Source organism: Microcoleus sp. S1D4 (genome assembly GCF_036700765.1).
Classification (GTDB): domain Bacteria; phylum Cyanobacteriota; class Cyanobacteriia; order Cyanobacteriales; family Microcoleaceae; genus Microcoleus.
The window spans coordinates 33,666-49,540 of the sequence record NZ_JAUBPP010000007.1 but is presented as its reverse complement, the minus strand read 5'-3'; the positions used below and the strand labels follow the sequence as shown (position 1 = coordinate 49,540).

The 15,875-nt window shown below is 46.6% G+C and carries 16 protein-coding genes; 3 read left to right on the top strand and 13 right to left on the bottom strand.

The window, feature by feature from the left end; all coding sequences use genetic code 11:
* The first annotated feature begins 10 nt into the window (after window positions 1-10).
* Window positions 11-1,237 (top strand): glycosyltransferase family 4 protein, encoded by a 1,227-nt coding sequence (locus QT998_RS09735; RefSeq protein WP_333114346.1) that lies wholly within the window; start codon window positions 11-13, stop codon window positions 1,235-1,237.
* A 374-nt stretch (window positions 1,238-1,611) separates the two neighbouring features.
* Here QT998_RS09735 and QT998_RS09730 read toward each other — a convergent pair whose 3' ends face one another.
* From QT998_RS09730 to ndk, 5 genes are all read right to left on the bottom strand, one after another.
* The gene (locus QT998_RS09730; RefSeq protein WP_333217987.1) at window positions 1,612-1,752 is read right to left on the bottom strand and encodes a hypothetical protein; all 141 of its coding nucleotides are present in this window, start codon (window positions 1,750-1,752) and stop codon (window positions 1,612-1,614) included.
* A 130-nt stretch (window positions 1,753-1,882) separates the two neighbouring features.
* Window positions 1,883-3,508 (bottom strand): bifunctional lysylphosphatidylglycerol flippase/synthetase MprF, encoded by a 1,626-nt coding sequence (locus tag QT998_RS09725; protein WP_333217985.1) that lies wholly within the window; start codon window positions 3,506-3,508, stop codon window positions 1,883-1,885.
* 218 nt (window positions 3,509-3,726) lie between these two features.
* On the bottom strand, window positions 3,727-3,939 hold the full coding sequence (locus QT998_RS09720) for a hypothetical protein (protein WP_333114340.1): 213 nt from the start codon (window positions 3,937-3,939) through the stop codon (window positions 3,727-3,729).
* Window positions 3,940-4,104: a hypothetical protein gene (locus tag QT998_RS09715; protein WP_333087105.1), complete on the bottom strand. Its 165-nt coding sequence runs from the start codon at window positions 4,102-4,104 to the stop codon at window positions 3,940-3,942. It lies immediately after the preceding gene.
* Between the two features lie 859 nt (window positions 4,105-4,963).
* A complete protein-coding gene (gene ndk, locus QT998_RS09710; RefSeq protein WP_333087106.1) occupies window positions 4,964-5,413 on the bottom strand; it encodes a nucleoside-diphosphate kinase in 450 nt (149 codons plus the stop codon).
* 310 nt (window positions 5,414-5,723) lie between these two features.
* On the opposite strand from ndk, the gene QT998_RS09705 reads away from it, so the two are divergent.
* Window positions 5,724-5,924, top strand: coding sequence for a hypothetical protein (locus QT998_RS09705; protein WP_333087107.1), 201 nt, complete (start codon window positions 5,724-5,726; stop codon window positions 5,922-5,924).
* An 18-nt stretch (window positions 5,925-5,942) separates the two neighbouring features.
* Window positions 5,943-6,137, top strand: coding sequence for a hypothetical protein (locus QT998_RS09700; RefSeq protein ID WP_333114338.1), 195 nt, complete (start codon window positions 5,943-5,945; stop codon window positions 6,135-6,137).
* Window positions 6,138-6,251: 114 nt separating this feature from the next.
* On the opposite strand, the gene proB is transcribed toward QT998_RS09700, so the two are convergent.
* The 8 genes from proB to QT998_RS09660 all read right to left on the bottom strand — a co-directional run bounded on the left by proB (window position 6,252) and on the right by QT998_RS09660 (window position 15,653).
* Window positions 6,252-7,361, bottom strand: coding sequence for a glutamate 5-kinase (proB, locus tag QT998_RS09695; RefSeq protein WP_333087109.1), 1,110 nt, complete (start codon window positions 7,359-7,361; stop codon window positions 6,252-6,254).
* 399 nt (window positions 7,362-7,760) lie between these two features.
* Window positions 7,761-8,282 (bottom strand): YqeG family HAD IIIA-type phosphatase, encoded by a 522-nt coding sequence (locus QT998_RS09690; RefSeq protein ID WP_194008478.1) that lies wholly within the window; start codon window positions 8,280-8,282, stop codon window positions 7,761-7,763.
* 141 nt (window positions 8,283-8,423) lie between these two features.
* Complete coding sequence (mltG, locus tag QT998_RS09685) at window positions 8,424-9,548, bottom strand: endolytic transglycosylase MltG (RefSeq protein ID WP_333087110.1); 1,125 nt, start codon at window positions 9,546-9,548, stop codon at window positions 8,424-8,426.
* 372 nt (window positions 9,549-9,920) lie between these two features.
* Window positions 9,921-10,496: a DUF3727 domain-containing protein gene (locus QT998_RS09680; RefSeq protein WP_333087112.1), complete on the bottom strand. Its 576-nt coding sequence runs from the start codon at window positions 10,494-10,496 to the stop codon at window positions 9,921-9,923.
* A 301-nt stretch (window positions 10,497-10,797) separates the two neighbouring features.
* The gene (gene ruvX, locus QT998_RS09675) at window positions 10,798-11,265 is read right to left on the bottom strand and encodes a Holliday junction resolvase RuvX (protein WP_333114336.1); all 468 of its coding nucleotides are present in this window, start codon (window positions 11,263-11,265) and stop codon (window positions 10,798-10,800) included.
* A gap of 246 nt (window positions 11,266-11,511) precedes the next feature.
* Complete coding sequence (locus tag QT998_RS09670) at window positions 11,512-12,843, bottom strand: GNAT family N-acetyltransferase (protein ID WP_333114335.1); 1,332 nt, start codon at window positions 12,841-12,843, stop codon at window positions 11,512-11,514.
* A gap of 324 nt (window positions 12,844-13,167) precedes the next feature.
* The gene (locus tag QT998_RS09665) at window positions 13,168-14,349 is read right to left on the bottom strand and encodes a F420-0:Gamma-glutamyl ligase (protein WP_333087119.1); all 1,182 of its coding nucleotides are present in this window, start codon (window positions 14,347-14,349) and stop codon (window positions 13,168-13,170) included.
* Between the two features lie 215 nt (window positions 14,350-14,564).
* Window positions 14,565-15,653, bottom strand: coding sequence for a flagellar assembly protein H (locus QT998_RS09660; RefSeq protein WP_333087121.1), 1,089 nt, complete (start codon window positions 15,651-15,653; stop codon window positions 14,565-14,567).
* Between the last annotated feature and the right edge of the window lie 222 nt (window positions 15,654-15,875).

Genomic DNA, 15,875 nt, shown 5'->3' with positions numbered 1-15,875 from the left:
ATTTACTCGAATGCACATCGCTTGGCTAGGAAAAAAATCACCTTTTTGCGGTAACGTCACTTACTCCAGGGAAGTCACCAACGCACTGTTAGACCGGGGATACCAGGTAAGTTTCCTGCACTTTGCCCAAGAAGCCGGCCCGCTGGACAGGAACAATACAGCGTGGAGCATGGCCAATGGGAAATGGGGAGCTTCCATTGCTCAAACTTCATTTACCAATTCGCTCTCGCCGGCGAGTTGCAATGAAGTTTCTTTACCCTGTCACTACAAATCGCAAATTTATACGATTCCGACTCTCAAATCCCGCACCGTGTTGATGAAATCTTTGCGGAGGCTGAAACCCGATGTTGTTCACGCTTCCCTGACGCTTTCGCCTCTAGACTTTCTGCTGCCGGAAATTTGTCAAGAATTGAATTTGCCTTTGGTGGCGACTTTTCACCCGCCGTTCGATCGCAAATTGCGGAATTTGACATCGGGAACCCAACACCTGATGTATCAACTCTACGCTCCGTTTTTGGCTCACTACGACTCAACGATCGTATTTTCTTACATTCAGCGGGAAATTTTGATGAAGTTGGGAGTACCGCAAGAACGGGTAGCCGTAATTCCCAACGGAGTAGACGCGACGAAGTATTCTCCTGGGCCTTCGGGGTTGAAGTCGGAGTTAAAGGCCGATCGACTTTTTGTCTACCAAGGCAGGATTGCGCCGGAGAAAAATGTCGAGGCTCTGCTGAAGGCTTGGAAACAGTGTAATTTTGGGCCTGGTAACGTATTGGCCATCGTGGGCGACGGGCCCCTTGCCACATCGCTGCAACTGTCCTACGGCGAAGAGGAGGGCATTGTGTGGCTCGGATTTGTCGCCGAGGAGGAGCGCCGGATCGAAATTCTGCGCGGTGCAGATGTATTTATTTTGCCTTCTTTGGTGGAGGGACTGTCGCTGTCGCTGCTGGAAGCGATGGCCTGCGGTTTAGCTTGTTTGGCAACGGATGCCGGTGCTGATGGCGAGGCTTTGGAGGAAGGCGCGGGGATAGTTTTGAACACTCAGCGGGTGCGGAGTCAGTTACAAACTTTGCTGCCGCTGTTTTGCGATCATCCTGAGTTTGGAATGCTGCTGGGTCAAAAAGCACGCCAGCGGGCGATCGAGCGGTACACTCTCAGTCAGAATATTACTGAGCTAGAAAAGCTGTACTCAGAGGTTTTGCAGAAGCAGCGCGTGCCGTTGCGGGGCTTGGCATAACTTAGTCATTAGTCAGTAGTCAGTAGTCATTAGTCAGTAGTCATTAGTCAGTAGTCATTAGTCAGTAGTCATTAGTCAGTAGTCAGTAGTCAGTAGTCAGTAGTCATATCCGTTCGATTTCTCCAGCCGAGGCAGAGCAAGAGTGATATGGGTTCCCAGGCAGAGCCTCGGAACCAGTTAAACCAGTCAACGAGGACTAACATTAAACGCCAATTGCGATCAATAAAAACAAACATCGAACTCCATAAAGAAATTCACCTGACCCAAAATCAACGGTACATTTTCAGCCCGAGTCCAATTTCCCCTAAAGCATTATTAACAGATACAAAAGAAAATCGTTCCACATTACTCATCCTCTTGGGCTTTCGATTGCTTTAAAACTCCCTATGATGCGTTTGTGCAGCATCAAACGCATCATAGGGAGACCAAACATCACACACCGCCCCAGATGCGATCAAATCCTGTTCCTGACTCTGCATACATCCCATCAGCATTTGCAAGGTTACTTCCTCCACAGAAAGACCTCGCCGCTCAGCAGACTGTAAGAGATATTGCTCCAATTCAGGTGATAGATTCAGCGTCAAATTCATAAACGCCTCCTATTTGTTGGTAATTGCTGCGTTAAAACCTTCAATCTAAAATTGCCTAACTTCCCGGACGCAAATAATCCAAAAGCCGATCGCCCGAATCGGCCCGAATCAAAGCAACCACAACATCCGGCAAACTTCCCAAACTCGGATAAACAAAATAACGCGGTTCCCAGCGCGGCCCAAACTTATCTTTAAAACTGTGCAATCCCTTAAAATTATAAAACTTGCTCAAGTGATCCGAAAGATAAATCAAAACCTTTTCCAACCGCCCGGATTTACCCTCTTCTCCGACTCCCGCCAAAGCCGACAAACCCAAATCAAATTCTGCATAGCCCAATTCTTGACAGTGCTGCAACATCGAAGCAAATAAACACTCCATCGTGCCATTTTCTACCTCGGTGCGCCGCCGCATTAAATCAACTCCGATCGCATCATTACCCACAGATATCATATTCGCAAAAGCACTAATTTTACCGTCGGGAGTGTGAATCGCTACGGCGCGCGTTTTCTGCAAATATGCCTCGTCAAACCAACCCACAGAAAACTGTTTTTCCGCACCCTGAACCATTTGCAGCCACTCGTCGCTAACAGATTTCATTTGTCGCATCAATTCCCCACTTAAAGGAGGTTCGTAAAATTCGATACGATGGCCTGCTTTTGTCAGTCGGTTAATCGCAGTTCTTAAGTTTTGATTTGCCTTGCCTTTGAGAGTAAATCTTTTGAGATTTACAATCGCTTCTTCACCAATTTGTAATACTCGAAAACCGATAGTAGAATACATTTCTAAATCGTCGGGCAAAGTTTGATAAAATGCTGGATACCAATCGTTGCGATCGCAAAATTCTTGAAACCCCAGAATTGCCTCTTTGCGGTCTTCTGCAGGCCCGATGGGGTCTCCGAGGGCGATCGCGCCTCTACCTTTGGGCACGTAGGCGATCGTACTTTTTCCCGAAGCACTAAAATAATAAGATTTATCCTCAAGCAACGCCAGTCTCGCTAGGGTTGTCCGCCCGTATTCTGCTACAACTTCCTGAGCTTTATTGCGTTCCGAAATACTTGCCGAATTTCGCAGCAGCACCGGCCGCAGCAGCATCAAAAGTGCGTAACCAAGCGTTACCGCACCGACAGCATAAATCGAATCTGCGAAAAAGTTAGCAAATCGAGTTTTCGGAACCAAACCCGCATTGTCCGCCGTAAAAAACATAGCGAAAGTCTGGTACAAAGCATCGTCCAAATTGAAATTAACTGCTCGTTCGTTAACTTCAAAACGCCCGTCCAATATGTAAAAACCAGCCGTACCGTAAGCGAGTGTAAATAATAAAGCGCCTACCAAAACGCGGATTCCTTGAGCAATTGAAGGGCGATCTGATTGAGCGGTAAATGTCTTCCGCATCACCAATAATTGCAACAGCAGCACCCCAGAAAGCAAACTTTCTTCAATATCTAATCCCTTAACTAAATGAACTACGATAGAAACGTTTAACAGTCCCACAGTCAACAACCAAGCAATCCGCTTGCGCCGCAACAAATTAGCTGCCAAAGTTAGCAACATAAACCCGATAACGGCTGCAAAAAAATGGCTACCTGCACGGACGGTAAAAGGAAAAAACGGTTCCAGCCAATTTCGGCGATCGGGTAAACTGGGAGTTACGGCAGATAGCAGGTTAATAATTCCTACCAATCCAGTTAAAAACGATGCCGTCCATAGTCCAATCCTATTTTTTCGGGATAACACTGTTCACCTTAATAATTTTAATAACATTTGCCCTAGGGATATATTATGAAAGCAATGACCAATCGCGATTGTGATTTGTGTTCGGGGTAGGCTGGTTTTGGTAAGAAAGCCGATTTTTTTGTTTGATGAGTTTTATTTAGGTTCGTAGTTGGGTGGGGGCGGGTTTATGTAAATTGTCGGTGGGAATTAAAGATTGTTGGTGAAGTCGCCCCTACCTGGGCAATATTTTTCTTAGCTGCGACTACGACTTGGGAAATATTTTCCTTACCACCCACAGCATAACTAATATCAGCCCGCCCAATCCTAAACCGCCAAGCAAACTCCAGATAATCGTCGCGGTGAAGGGATGAAGCGGGAGGGAAGAATCGGGTTGCCATTTAATGGGTGTATCCTTGGTTAGGGATAGGCTGCTGAAAAGATTTGGCCGCCGCCGATCGCAGTTCCGACAAAAAAGATGATATTCTCAAGTTGGCGATCGCGCTTTTTATCATTTTATCTCGATCGCGATCTTTCTGCTCTTCTTCCTTTTGCTTGTTTGACACTCCCCAACCTAAAGGATGGGGATTCTTAATTCAGCGACTGACCTTTAAGTGTTACGTCCTTACGGCAATACTCAAACCTTTTAACCGTAGAAATCCTACTAATTAACGAGTCTGATTCGCAGCCACCCCAGAGGGTCTATCTCCACTCATGGTACTAGGATATTGACCTAGAGTTTGGGTATGCCCTACCCTACCTAACAAAAGTAAATTGTTTGTTTTTCTGGTTGTGAGACTGTATTAAGCCTCTAGCTGTATGGCGAGTTTTCGCCACTCTTTGTCCCCCGATTAACGCCTAAAAGTGTGTCTTAATCCCTGTTTCACGAGGGCGTTGCGAGTTTAACCTTGACTATTCTAGTATACCACAGACACTAGGAACTCCCTGATTTTTAGGAAGGAATTTAAGAAATTAAAGCCGTCCTAAAAGGATGGGTTTTAAACCCATTTCTCTGATAATTGTATTTGTTCGCGATCGCCCTGATGTTCCCTTTCTCCCTGTTCCCCGCTCAACTGCGCCTGTTCGATTTCCACCATCCCGCGAATTGGAGAATGGCGGTTGACAATCGCTGATTTCCGCTCGAATTTAATTCATTGGGTAGCGAGAAACCGGGTTTCTATGAGATTTTCGGTGAGACGCGATAAATCTCGAAACAAACCCGGTTTCTAGGATTTAAGTGCATCTAATTCTGTCGCTTCGTAGCGAGAAACCGGGTTTCTATGAGATTTTCCGCTGAACGCGATAAATCTCGCAATAAACCCGGTTTCTGGGATTTAGGAAGAAATTCGGTTTCTATATAAATCCGGCTTTATATTGATTAAAACTTAGAATATCTCCCGATGATTAATCGGGAGAATATCAAAACTACTCCACAATCCAAGGACTCAAGCAAGGAGTCCAACTACTCAATTCATCCGATTTGAACCAGAGACTAATTTCTTGGTTCGCAGTTTCCACAGCATCAGAACCGTGAATGATGTTGCGGCCGACATTCACAGCCAAATCGCCGCGAATAGTTCCCGGTTCCGAATTCAGAGGATTTGTAGCGCCAATGATTTTTCTCGCCGACGCCACCACGCCCTCGCCTTCCCACACCATCGCCACCATTGGCCCAGAAGTGATGAAATCTACCAGTCCCGCAAAAAACGGTCTTTCTTTGTGCACGGCGTAATGCTGTTCGGCTAGTTCGCGACTCGCCGTGATTAGCTTCATCCCTACTAGCGTGAAGCCTTTGGCTTCAAAACGACTGATAATTTCGCCGACGAGTCCGCGCTGTACGCCGTCGGGTTTAATCGCTAAAAAAGTCCGTTCCAAGATTAACTCCTATTATTTTCTTAACCAATCCAAAAGATAGAGTAGCTCACAATGTACCCAATGGCAATTCTGGGAAGAGCAAATTGTTATTTTAGACAGAAGTGTCATTGCGAGGAACGAAGCAATCGCCGAGACTAAGATTGCTTCGTTTTAATGAATTATATCGTTTCCGCTTGCATCGGAATGATTTAACCGGCGCTAGAACACAGAGTACACAGAGTCCGAGAATATATATCTGAATCATTCCGATGAAGAGAGGATTTGATATTATGGCGACTTCCGGCTGCTTTGGGGTGAAGAAATTCAAAAAATGCGATCGCTTTGTTCGGTGCTAGAACGCTATGCTTGGAAAGCTTCTCCCCTTCAGAAGTTGGTTGTAGTCGAAGTCCTGGAAGCAACTGCTACGTTTTTTTTCGAGGCGGCGCTAGCTGTGGTAATGGAGTTACAAGAAGCTACTAACAAAGAATATGTTTATTTTGAAGGAGGTTATGTGGGTTGGGAGAGTCATTAGATTGTAAATATACCTGAAATGTTGCAAGTTTTGACAGAGATGGAAGTTACTTATTCCGAACGTGAAGCGGCTTTAGAGTTAGCACAAGATGTATTTGAATTATTTACTGAAGCGATGAAAGAGTTGTTCGGACACAGCAAAACAAATTCTTGCAATACTGTGCTGCAAGTATCTTCGATTTCTGCGTTCGATCGCGCTTTTGAGTATCAATAAATCTGAGATTGTTACTGCCAATAAATCTGCAATGGGGCGGGCGGGTTTTATCTGTGTTTTGTCGCTTTTTTATGGGATGTTCCACTAAACCCGCCCCGATAATTAATGACTTAATTAAACTATTACTAAATTGTCTCGGTGTACGGCTGTTTCTACGCCTGCATAGCCTAAGATTTCTGCGATTTTATCGGACTTGCATCCCTGAATTTGTCTCATTTCTAAACTACTATAATTCACAAGTCCTCTGGCAATTTGTTTGCCTTCTCCGTCGCACAACTGCACGGAATCATCTGCTTGAAACTCTCCTTCTACTTGAGAAATTCCGGCAGCTAACAGCGATTTTCCGCCGTGGGAAATTGCTTTGACAGCACCCGCATCTAAATACAGTTTTCCTGCTGGAATTAGCACGTTGGCTATCCAGTGTTTGCGAGCGTTTACAGGGCGAGTTTGCGGCTCGAATTGAGTGCCGATCGACTCTCCGTTAAGTATTTTCTCGATATTACCAGGAAAACAGCCGTCTGTGATGACTGTCCGCACTCCCGATGCTGTGGCGATTCTGGCGGCTTCAATTTTTGTTAGCATTCCGCCGGTTCCCCAACCGCTGCGGGAATCTCCTATTTTGATCTGCAATTCTGTGAGCTGTGCCATACTTTGGACTAGGGCGATCGGCTGCGCGTCGGGATTGCTGCGCGGATCGGCAGAATACAGCCGATCGACATCTGTGAGCACGAACAACCAATCGGCTTCTACCAAACTCGCTACTAGCGCCGAAAGCGTGTCGTTATCGCCAAATTTGAGCTCGTCTACCGCTACTGTATCGTTCTCGTTGACGATCGGAATCACGCCCAACTTCAGCAGTTGCCCAAAGGTATTGCAAGCGTTAACATAACCGTTGCGCTGCACTAAATCGCCCCTCGTGAGCAATACTTGGGCGATCGGCTGTTGTAGAGTAGTAAACAAGTCATCGTACACGCGCATCAGCCGCCCTTGCCCCACGGCAGCCACAGCCTGTTTCATAGCGATATTTCGCGGGCGTTCCGTCAAACCCAAGCGCGCGCAACCCACGCCCACCGCACCGGAAGAAACCAAAACTACTCGATGGCCGCTCTGCCGCAAACCTGCTAATATTTCGACTAATGCAGCAATAGTTGAGAGAGCTAAGTTTCCGGTAGTCGATCGAGTCAGTGTCGAAGTTCCTATTTTGATAACAATAGTTTGAGTCATTTGTTATTTGTTATTAGTTATTTGTTATTTGTTGTTTGTTATGACAATCAGAGCTTTTTTATTTAATTGCGATCGAGTTCCAAACGGCCTATTCATAAACAATATTTCAGATTAATTACTAATATACCTCTCCAATAACTATTGTGGAACAGGCAGGATGCCTGTTCCAAACAGGCTTTTTATGATATGTCTAATCACTGATGATACCAAATCCGGGTAATATATGATTCGGCGGTTGAAACCGCGTTTACACAAACGATGTCGGCCTGCGCCGACTGGTTCATAAAGGGTATCCAAAACCCGAATTTGGTATGACTGCTAACTACTAACCAATTACCAATGACTAATGACAACTAACTACTGACAACTGACAACTAACTACTGACAACTGACTACTGACTAATCTTTAATTTTCAGAGTTGCCCCCAAAGCTTGAGAAACCCACACTTCAAAAGAGCGCACCGGATACTTACGAAGCGCGTAGCCAGCATCAATCATTGGCTCGACTAAAATAGTAAACATACCCAAACGATTGCCGGCCAAAACATCAGTAAAAAGTCGATCGCCCACCATCGCCACCTGTTCCACCGGCAAATTCATCGCCGTCACAGCTTTTCGCAACTTGCGGCGCGACGGTTTAGCAGCACCAGTAATATAAGGTAGATTCAACGACTCAGCAATTCGACCGATCCGAGTCTGACTTAAATTATTGCTCGCCAACCACAGCGATACTATCGGTTTAATTTCTTCCACCCACACGCTGAGTTCGGGAGAAGCATTCATTGCTGTCATGGGAACGAGAGTGTCGTCCACATCCAAAACTAATCCTTTAATCTGATATTCCTGAAGAATATCTGCAGTTAAATTTACGATCGAATTGCCTAAAACTAAGTCAGGCTGTAATAGTTTACCCCAAGTCATAATGATTTTAGAGTTGAGATTTTAGATTTTAGATTCAGAAATAAGAAATTGGAAGTTAAGGATTAAAAAAGTAAAAAATCTCCAGCAAGCGTTATTGCTTTTGCTTTGTTACTTTTTACTTTTGTATTAGTTTTTGCCAATCTATTGACCCGATCGCACTTTTTGGTCAACTTGAGCCACAGCAGCATTGTGTTCGGCCAGGGTGCGGCTGAAAATGTGAGTGCCGTCGTACCGAGCCATAAAATACAGATATTCCGTATTTTCAGGAGCCAGAGTAGCTTCCAAACTGGCAATTCCCGGAGACGCGATCGGAGTTGGCGGCAGCCCTACATTGATATAAGTATTGTAAGGAGAAGGCGTTTCCACCTGCTTAAAAGTCAAAGGCTTCTCCTTAGTTTGCCTGATGCCGAGGGCATATTCAACTGTAGGATCGGAGCCCAAGGGCATATTGTTTTTCAGACGGTTGTTGAACACGCCTGAAATGCGATTGCGCTCGCTCGCCACCACGGCTTCTTTTTCCACAATACTCGCCAGCGTCACCCACTCTTTCAAAGAAAACTTAGTATTGTTCTGATTTTTTTGATAGACCGGCAAAGCTAACCGCTCGAAACGATCGAGCATTTGCTTAATGACAGCTTCCGGGCTAATTGCATCGCCGTCTAGCTGATAAGTATCCGGGTACAAAAACCCTTCCAAATGAGGCAAGCCGCTGGGTAGCCAAGGGTACTGAGCGTAGGGAACTTGACTCGCTGCCGCCATAAAATCCTTAGCCGGGAAAAAACCTTGGGCTTCAAAATAAGCACTCATTTGTTGCATCGACCACCCTTCGGGAATCGTGAAACTCTGCTGTGCGACTTCGCCATTCCAAATTTTCTCAGCAACCGCACTCAGAGGCTGAGTCGCCGACAGTTGGTAAGTTCCGGCTTTAAAACCTCCGTCGCGGTTTTGCATTGTCAGCCAGCGGGCCCACATATCCCATGCTCCTGCCGATCGAATTAAGCCCGCGGCTTCCAAATCCTGCCCGATTTGTTGACTGGAAGTACCGGGGGGAATTTGGATGGAAACAGCAGCACCATCTCCCGAAGAAGTTGAGGTTTCAGCGATTTTAGGAGCGGCCGAAGCCCAGCTCCACCAAGCCCAGCCCTGCCAAGCGCAAACACCCCAAATTGCCGGCAGCAACACCAGATAAAACAACCATTTTGAAAGTTGCGGAGCAGCTTTTCGGCTCTCAGACTCGCTGCTTTTTGTCAGTTGTTCTTTGCTCATAGTGCGTTGTCCTCGATAAGCGCCAATTAATTAACGACTAATGACTAACTCTCTGCGATTGTTGACCGAAAGTCAGGGATGCAGCCTGTTCGATCCACCCAAAAACTGATATAAGCCCCCGAGTTCAGTCGTGGAGAGACTGAAATTTTAGACAAGAGTTCAACATCCCAGATTCACCTAGCTGCAAGTAAATCTAAAATCTAAAATCGACGCTCCGCAACCATATTGGCGCGGCTCAATTCAACACCCTGAGCGGACAGGGCAGAAGGCACAATCTCGAAAAAGTTCGATCGGGCAAGCAGTTAACTTCTAACCATAAGATAATCAAAAATTCTGCTTTTTGCCGTCAGGTCTTCTGCCTGCAATCAATATCTAATCAGGCTCGTCAAAAAACTGGTCTTCTAGCATCGGCAACATCGGTTCGAGCCTTTGGAACTCTTCTTCCGAGAGCAATTCCGGCTCGCCGTCATCATTGATGCGAGCCAAGATAAAGAACGGATCGAGAGGAGTATAAATGGCATATTCCTGTTCTTCGTGATAGAAGCTGGTCAGCCACATCAGTTCCTCGAAATCCGACTCTTCATCGGGATCGGTATCCGGTGCCATCTCCTCGTCGGGAAATTCTGGCAATTCGCCAACTACAGTCAGCGTCACCGCCGTGCGCCGGAGTGTCAAGTTCTGCTCTTGCAGCACAACTTGAGCAATATCAAAAATTTTGTCAATTTCGGTCTCGTCTTCTACAGGAATTGCTGCTTCGTCGCTTTCGTCTCCGTGCCAAGTAAAAATTTCTACTGGAGAGTCGATCGGAATCAGCAAAGCATATTCTTGACCTTCTAGGTTCATCGAATGCTCTATGTTGCAAGTCAGCGAGCGCCCGAATTCATCCGTCAGGGTGACGGACTCTTCGTTGGAACTGCCATTCTCTTTGCGGTTTGGGGATGAGGACATCGCGTGTATCTTAATTTTCCGTCAATTATTCAGTAATTTGTGCTTGACAATGGGGAGTTTTCGTGGCGATATTCTGGCGGCGCGGGCGATCGCCAGCCCACAAGTTTAAACTGCGAGACTCGCGGCATTTTCCACGCGGAGAGTGCAGCGTTTAAATTTCTGTCTAGTCCAGAGCGACACTGAGGACAAATCACAATTTTGTGCTGCTTCAGTACCGAAGGGTACAGCGAAATTTTCTCAAGTATGTCAACGGTTACAGGTGTGCCTAGCAAACTTGCACAACTAGGATATCACGGCTTTGTTAAAAGCTATCACGATTGGGAACAGGGGCGATATTTTGTCTTCTCATATCCAACCACCGCTGCAAAATCAGCGCTGCTGCTTTGCGATCGATCGAACCCTTATTTTGCGAAGGCGAAATTCCTTGTGCTTGAATCAATTCCTCTGCCTCAACCGAAGTCAGGCGCTCATCTGCGTATTCTAGGGGGAGTTCTAAGGCCTCGGCGATGCGGCCAGCATATTTCTGCACTTGTCGCGCTTGATTGCCCAATTCTCCGTTCATGGAGTAGGGCAAGCCTGCAACCAAAATTTTTACTCCGCGCGATCGGACGAGTTCTCGCAGACAAGCTACGTCGCGATCGAAGGACGATCGCACCAGAGTAGTAATCCCCGTAGCGATTAAACCTGTGCCGTCACATCCGGCGATGCCGACTCGTTTGCTGCCGATATCTAATCCGAGGGCTGAAATCCATAATTTTTCGTTGGACATTATTATCGATTTTAGATTTTAGATTTACTGTTTTTGGGCGGATACAATTTTATTTAACGAACCGCGAAGACGCAAAGAACGCGAAGGAATAACAGAAGAAAGCAAGAAGATAATAGGCAATATTAAGTTGGTATCAATCAAAAGCAGAAGGAAATCCCTGTAAACATGACAGAAAAAAAAGTAATTTGTTGAATGATTAATTCTATTCTTTTCTGCTTTCTACCTGCTACCTTCTGCTTTTGATTGTTAAGAATTGAGTTCTCCTAGCGAGCCGCCGTCTGGAGGCAATTCCGGCAAATTCAGAGGCAAAATGCTGTTGGCATCTGTTGCTGCTGATTCGGAATTTTGGCCGTTCAAGGGGTTAATTCGATCGGCTTGACCGTTTCCTGAGTCCGACAAAAACGGTTTAATCTCTGAGGACGCGGGCCCTGCTGCGGCTTCCCCAGCCATCGGGCCTAGCCAGGACATCCGACCCGGTACGGGTTTGCGAGTTGGTTGGAAGCTCTGCAACATTTCTGATAGTTGGAGTCCTTCGAGGGAGACTAACTTTGATTCGCGCAGTTTGTGCCATACCGATCGAGACATCAGCAAGCTGTGTTCCACGCGCACGGCTCCAAATTGCTCTAAATAAGCTTCGCGTTCCGGTTGATAGTCGGCCGAAGCTAGTTGCAGGCTTTGAACGGGGAAGTCTTGAACGAGTCGCGCCATCTGGGATAGCAGTTCCGGGTACAGCCAAGTGTAGGCCGGGTGTACGGTCAACTGGGCGACGTGTGGCGCTTCGCCGTTGCGGGATAGCTGCACCTGAAAATAGCCGATCGCCGCTTTCCGCTGCGGTTCAAACACGTAACCGCTGACTACTTCTGTTTTCGCCAGCCACTGTCTGGCACCTTCGACTAAAGCGCCGAAAAAACTGGTTTTGAAGTCTTGAATGTGCCGATCGAATACTTGGCGCACCAAGGGCGGCATCGATGCGGTATCGAGTTGATACAGCAATTGAGCGTCCGCGTTGCTGACCGGCAGCAGGTTGGGCAAATCTGGCGTTGAGTTTGCCATTTCTTGCAGGCGTTCTGGGGCGATCGTCCAGTAAGTCATCTGCGCCAACGGCTGAAACCCGTTCTGCCGGTACAAAGCCAGGGAGTTTTTGTCGCCGACGTTCACCTCCAACAGCCACGTCCGCGCCTCCCAGACTGCCTCAAAGCAGTACCGCAGCAGCATGGAACCAATGCCTTTGCTGCGGGCTTCTGGGTCTACTCCGATGCGATCGATCCGCCAAGTGCTACGGGTGCGGTTGAAAGGAGAAATCTGAATTATGCCCTTAACTTTCCCCTGTTCTTCAGCAACGTGGGCCCGAAACAAAGACTGACAAGGGTTGGGAAACAAGCTAAGCAGCTTTAGCATTCCGTACCAGCGACGAATCTGCTGCAATTTTTTACCTAGTACCAAGTCGCAGCTTGCACCCTTGCGTTTTTCTGGTTGTTCGGCTGTTTCCGCGCACAGTTGTTCCATCGCCTCGATGTCGCGGTACTGAAACGGGCGAATCACAACCTGGTTTTGGTTTTGAGAGGTAAATGAAGTCATAGCACGAAAGTGGGGAATGGAAGTTTTTAAATAAAATTTCAGAAAGGGGAAAAGTTAGGGAAGTTTTGAGTTTTGAATGCGTTAATTTTGCGTTCAAAACTTAGAACCTGTTCGGGGACGTGACCTACAAAGAAACCGGGTTTTTTACTCTTTCTGTGGGTTACTGCGAAGGAAACGCTTTTTAAAACCCGGTTTCTGGCAGCCCGTGCGTCCGCGAACTAAAAACTTTTGATGCTTCTCCCTTTCTCGATCGAGCGAAAATTAAAAATTTCAAATCATCTTTTTTTAATTTTTAATTTGAATTTTTAATTTTCAGTTTTAAAATCAAGATTTCTGTGGCAGAGGTCGAATCAATACGACCGGTGTTCGTTCGTCAGCATTCCCGGCGGGGTTGCTTCGCAAGGCTTGCTCTAAAAATGTTACCGATAAATCGGAGGTCGCTGCTAATATCTTAACTGCTTTCAAGTCATTAGCGTCTACGATCGCCGCCGCAAGTCCAGTTTCTCGCTGAATTTGTTCTACAACTTGCTGCGGATTGTCCGGGCCAAGCACAATAAATTGGTCGAAGGGAGGCAAAGTCCCGGTAACGTCGTCGATTAGCCTTGCTTGTTCCCCTGCTAGTTGGTAAAAGACTCCCGGTTTACCCAATATTTTAGCTACAGAGCCGATCGCAAATGCTGCAACTACGCGCCAAGGCCCAACTACATCCACCAAAGTTTGCATTCCGCAAGCTGTGGCCAAACTCGACATCGGCAAGAAAAACAAGCAAACTCGCTTTGCTACCCATCCGGGTTTAACTTCGCTGGGGTGGTGGTAGCGTCCCTGCATCAAAGCTAGGGGAGTTTCTGCAAGGGCGACAATATCACCTTTCTGGGCGCGCGGCAGCACGTAGCGCTTGACAATTTCGACGGGATCGTCTAGTTCTGCCAGTATGTGGGTGCGAATCGGCAAAACTTCGGCAACTCCGACATTGCGGGCGACGGGTACGGTGTCCGAGTTGGGAAATTGCAGCGGGACTACTACGTTGCGGACTTTGGGGATGCGCCCGCCTGGGCCGTAGGTGACGAAATGTATTTGCACCCAAGCTGACTGCAATTTGGTTAAATCTTGCCCTTGAATGTCTACAGAAACTTTGATTTTGGTGTTTTGTTGGGCTTTAACAATATAGCCGAACCAGTAATCGTCCGATCGGGCTTTTGCGTCTTTGTGACAAGGAATCACTTTTGTCTGGAAAGTCACGCCATCCAAACTTGCGTCTGACAGCAGTTTCACCTGTGCGCGCACTTCCGGCAACATCACCTCGAACCGCTGTGTCAGGTTGCGGAATTCCATTTCCCCGACTAAAAAATAGCGATTGGGTTCGTTTATGGCTAAGTGCCATTCTCCGGCTGTAAGTTCTAGTTTATTTGCACTCCCAGTCCGGCGATAGTTCAACTCTAGGCCCAATCCGCCCAATGCTAGCAGCGAACCTGCTGCTGCGATTCCTGTTGCTAAACTCTCAATCACTCAAATCACCGCCAATAATATTTTGTGTTTACTGTAGTCGATATCGGGTACTTCGAGATCCGATCCGGCAGTAATTGGAAGTTGTGGGGGTTGTTGGGGGCGGGGTTGGAGAGTGGGATGGGCGCGATCGAAATAGATTTTTCGGATGACTTGCACGGGATGGCGGGAAATTCGGGTAGACTTTATGACTGCCCGAACAAATGTTATCGCGGTTTTTATTCCAACCTTGCTCTCACTTCATCAGCCGATAACTGAGGCAATTGTTCTACAAACAATGTCAATTCATCGACAGGCATTGCTAGTAAGTTGGTAAGGGCAGCAGGCAGAATATCCTCCAATTCACTTTGGCGCATTCTCAAAACATTTTCTGCTAATAATCTCACCGCTTGTTGTCTTCCTGCTTCATCGACGGTTAGCATGGATATTGCCAGCAACAGCACTGTAAATTCCGCAGCGGGCAACTTTGATATTGGAGATAAAAAAGCTGTCATTTTCGAGTTAACTTCTCCAAATCGCACTTGCAGGAAATTCTCTAAAATTAAGCGCTGTTGTGTTTGTCTGCCTTGTTCTAATCCTTGTTCAATTCCTTGTTGTTGTGCGGCTTCTAACTGTTCTCTAAAAAGTGATGGGATCGCCATAATTAACTCCCGCTCTTCTGGCTGTAACTCTTGTTCGGTATCGGTTACTAAGTTTGACTGCAACTGATACAGCAATTCTAGCGCGATAATCCGTAACGGATCGTCGGTTGCTAAAGAGCTCAGTTCGGCGATCGCCCTTTGCTGCACTTTTCCTTTGCCTAAAATCCTCAACCACAACGTTTCGGGAGTTTCGGGCAATTGATGAATCACCACCATTGCCGATTTCAAATGCCTCGGCAAAAAATAAATGCCATCGAGCCAATCATCCGGCTTGGGTACCGCACCAAAACCCTCCAGCAGTGCTTTCGACGCTGTAGGTGTCAAAATCCACAATAAGGGCAGCTTAGCATCGTCGTAGCGAGTATTTTCTCTTCTGGCTTGCCGCTCCAATTCACCTCGCAAATCCCATAACTTACTCATACAGCTAATGACTTCGCCGACAGTTGCTGCATTGCGAAACGGTTCAAAAATTGCCGCCGTATCAGCCATTTTTCCCAACAATCCTAAAGTTGCTGAGTATTCGGGAATTACAGTGCTGGGAATGAAATAAACATCGATTTCTCGGACTTCTGCAGTAACATCATGCCCGATATTCACCGTTCCGATGGGAGACAGCAGTTCTGTCAACAAGTCTTTGGCAAAGCGATCGTGAATAAATCGCGTCATAAAAAATTGCTTTCATATTTTATGATTTAATTTTATCATGTTATATCGCTTCCGGTTGCATCGGAATCATAAAATCGAGTCAACATTTAACACTCAACCATTCAGTTTTTTTGACATCGAGTCAACAGTCAACAGTCAAAAATCATGTTTGAGTGCAACCGTAATTGGTATGACTGTCAGATATTTAAGATATTTGCTTTGACAACCAGCAGACAAACATAA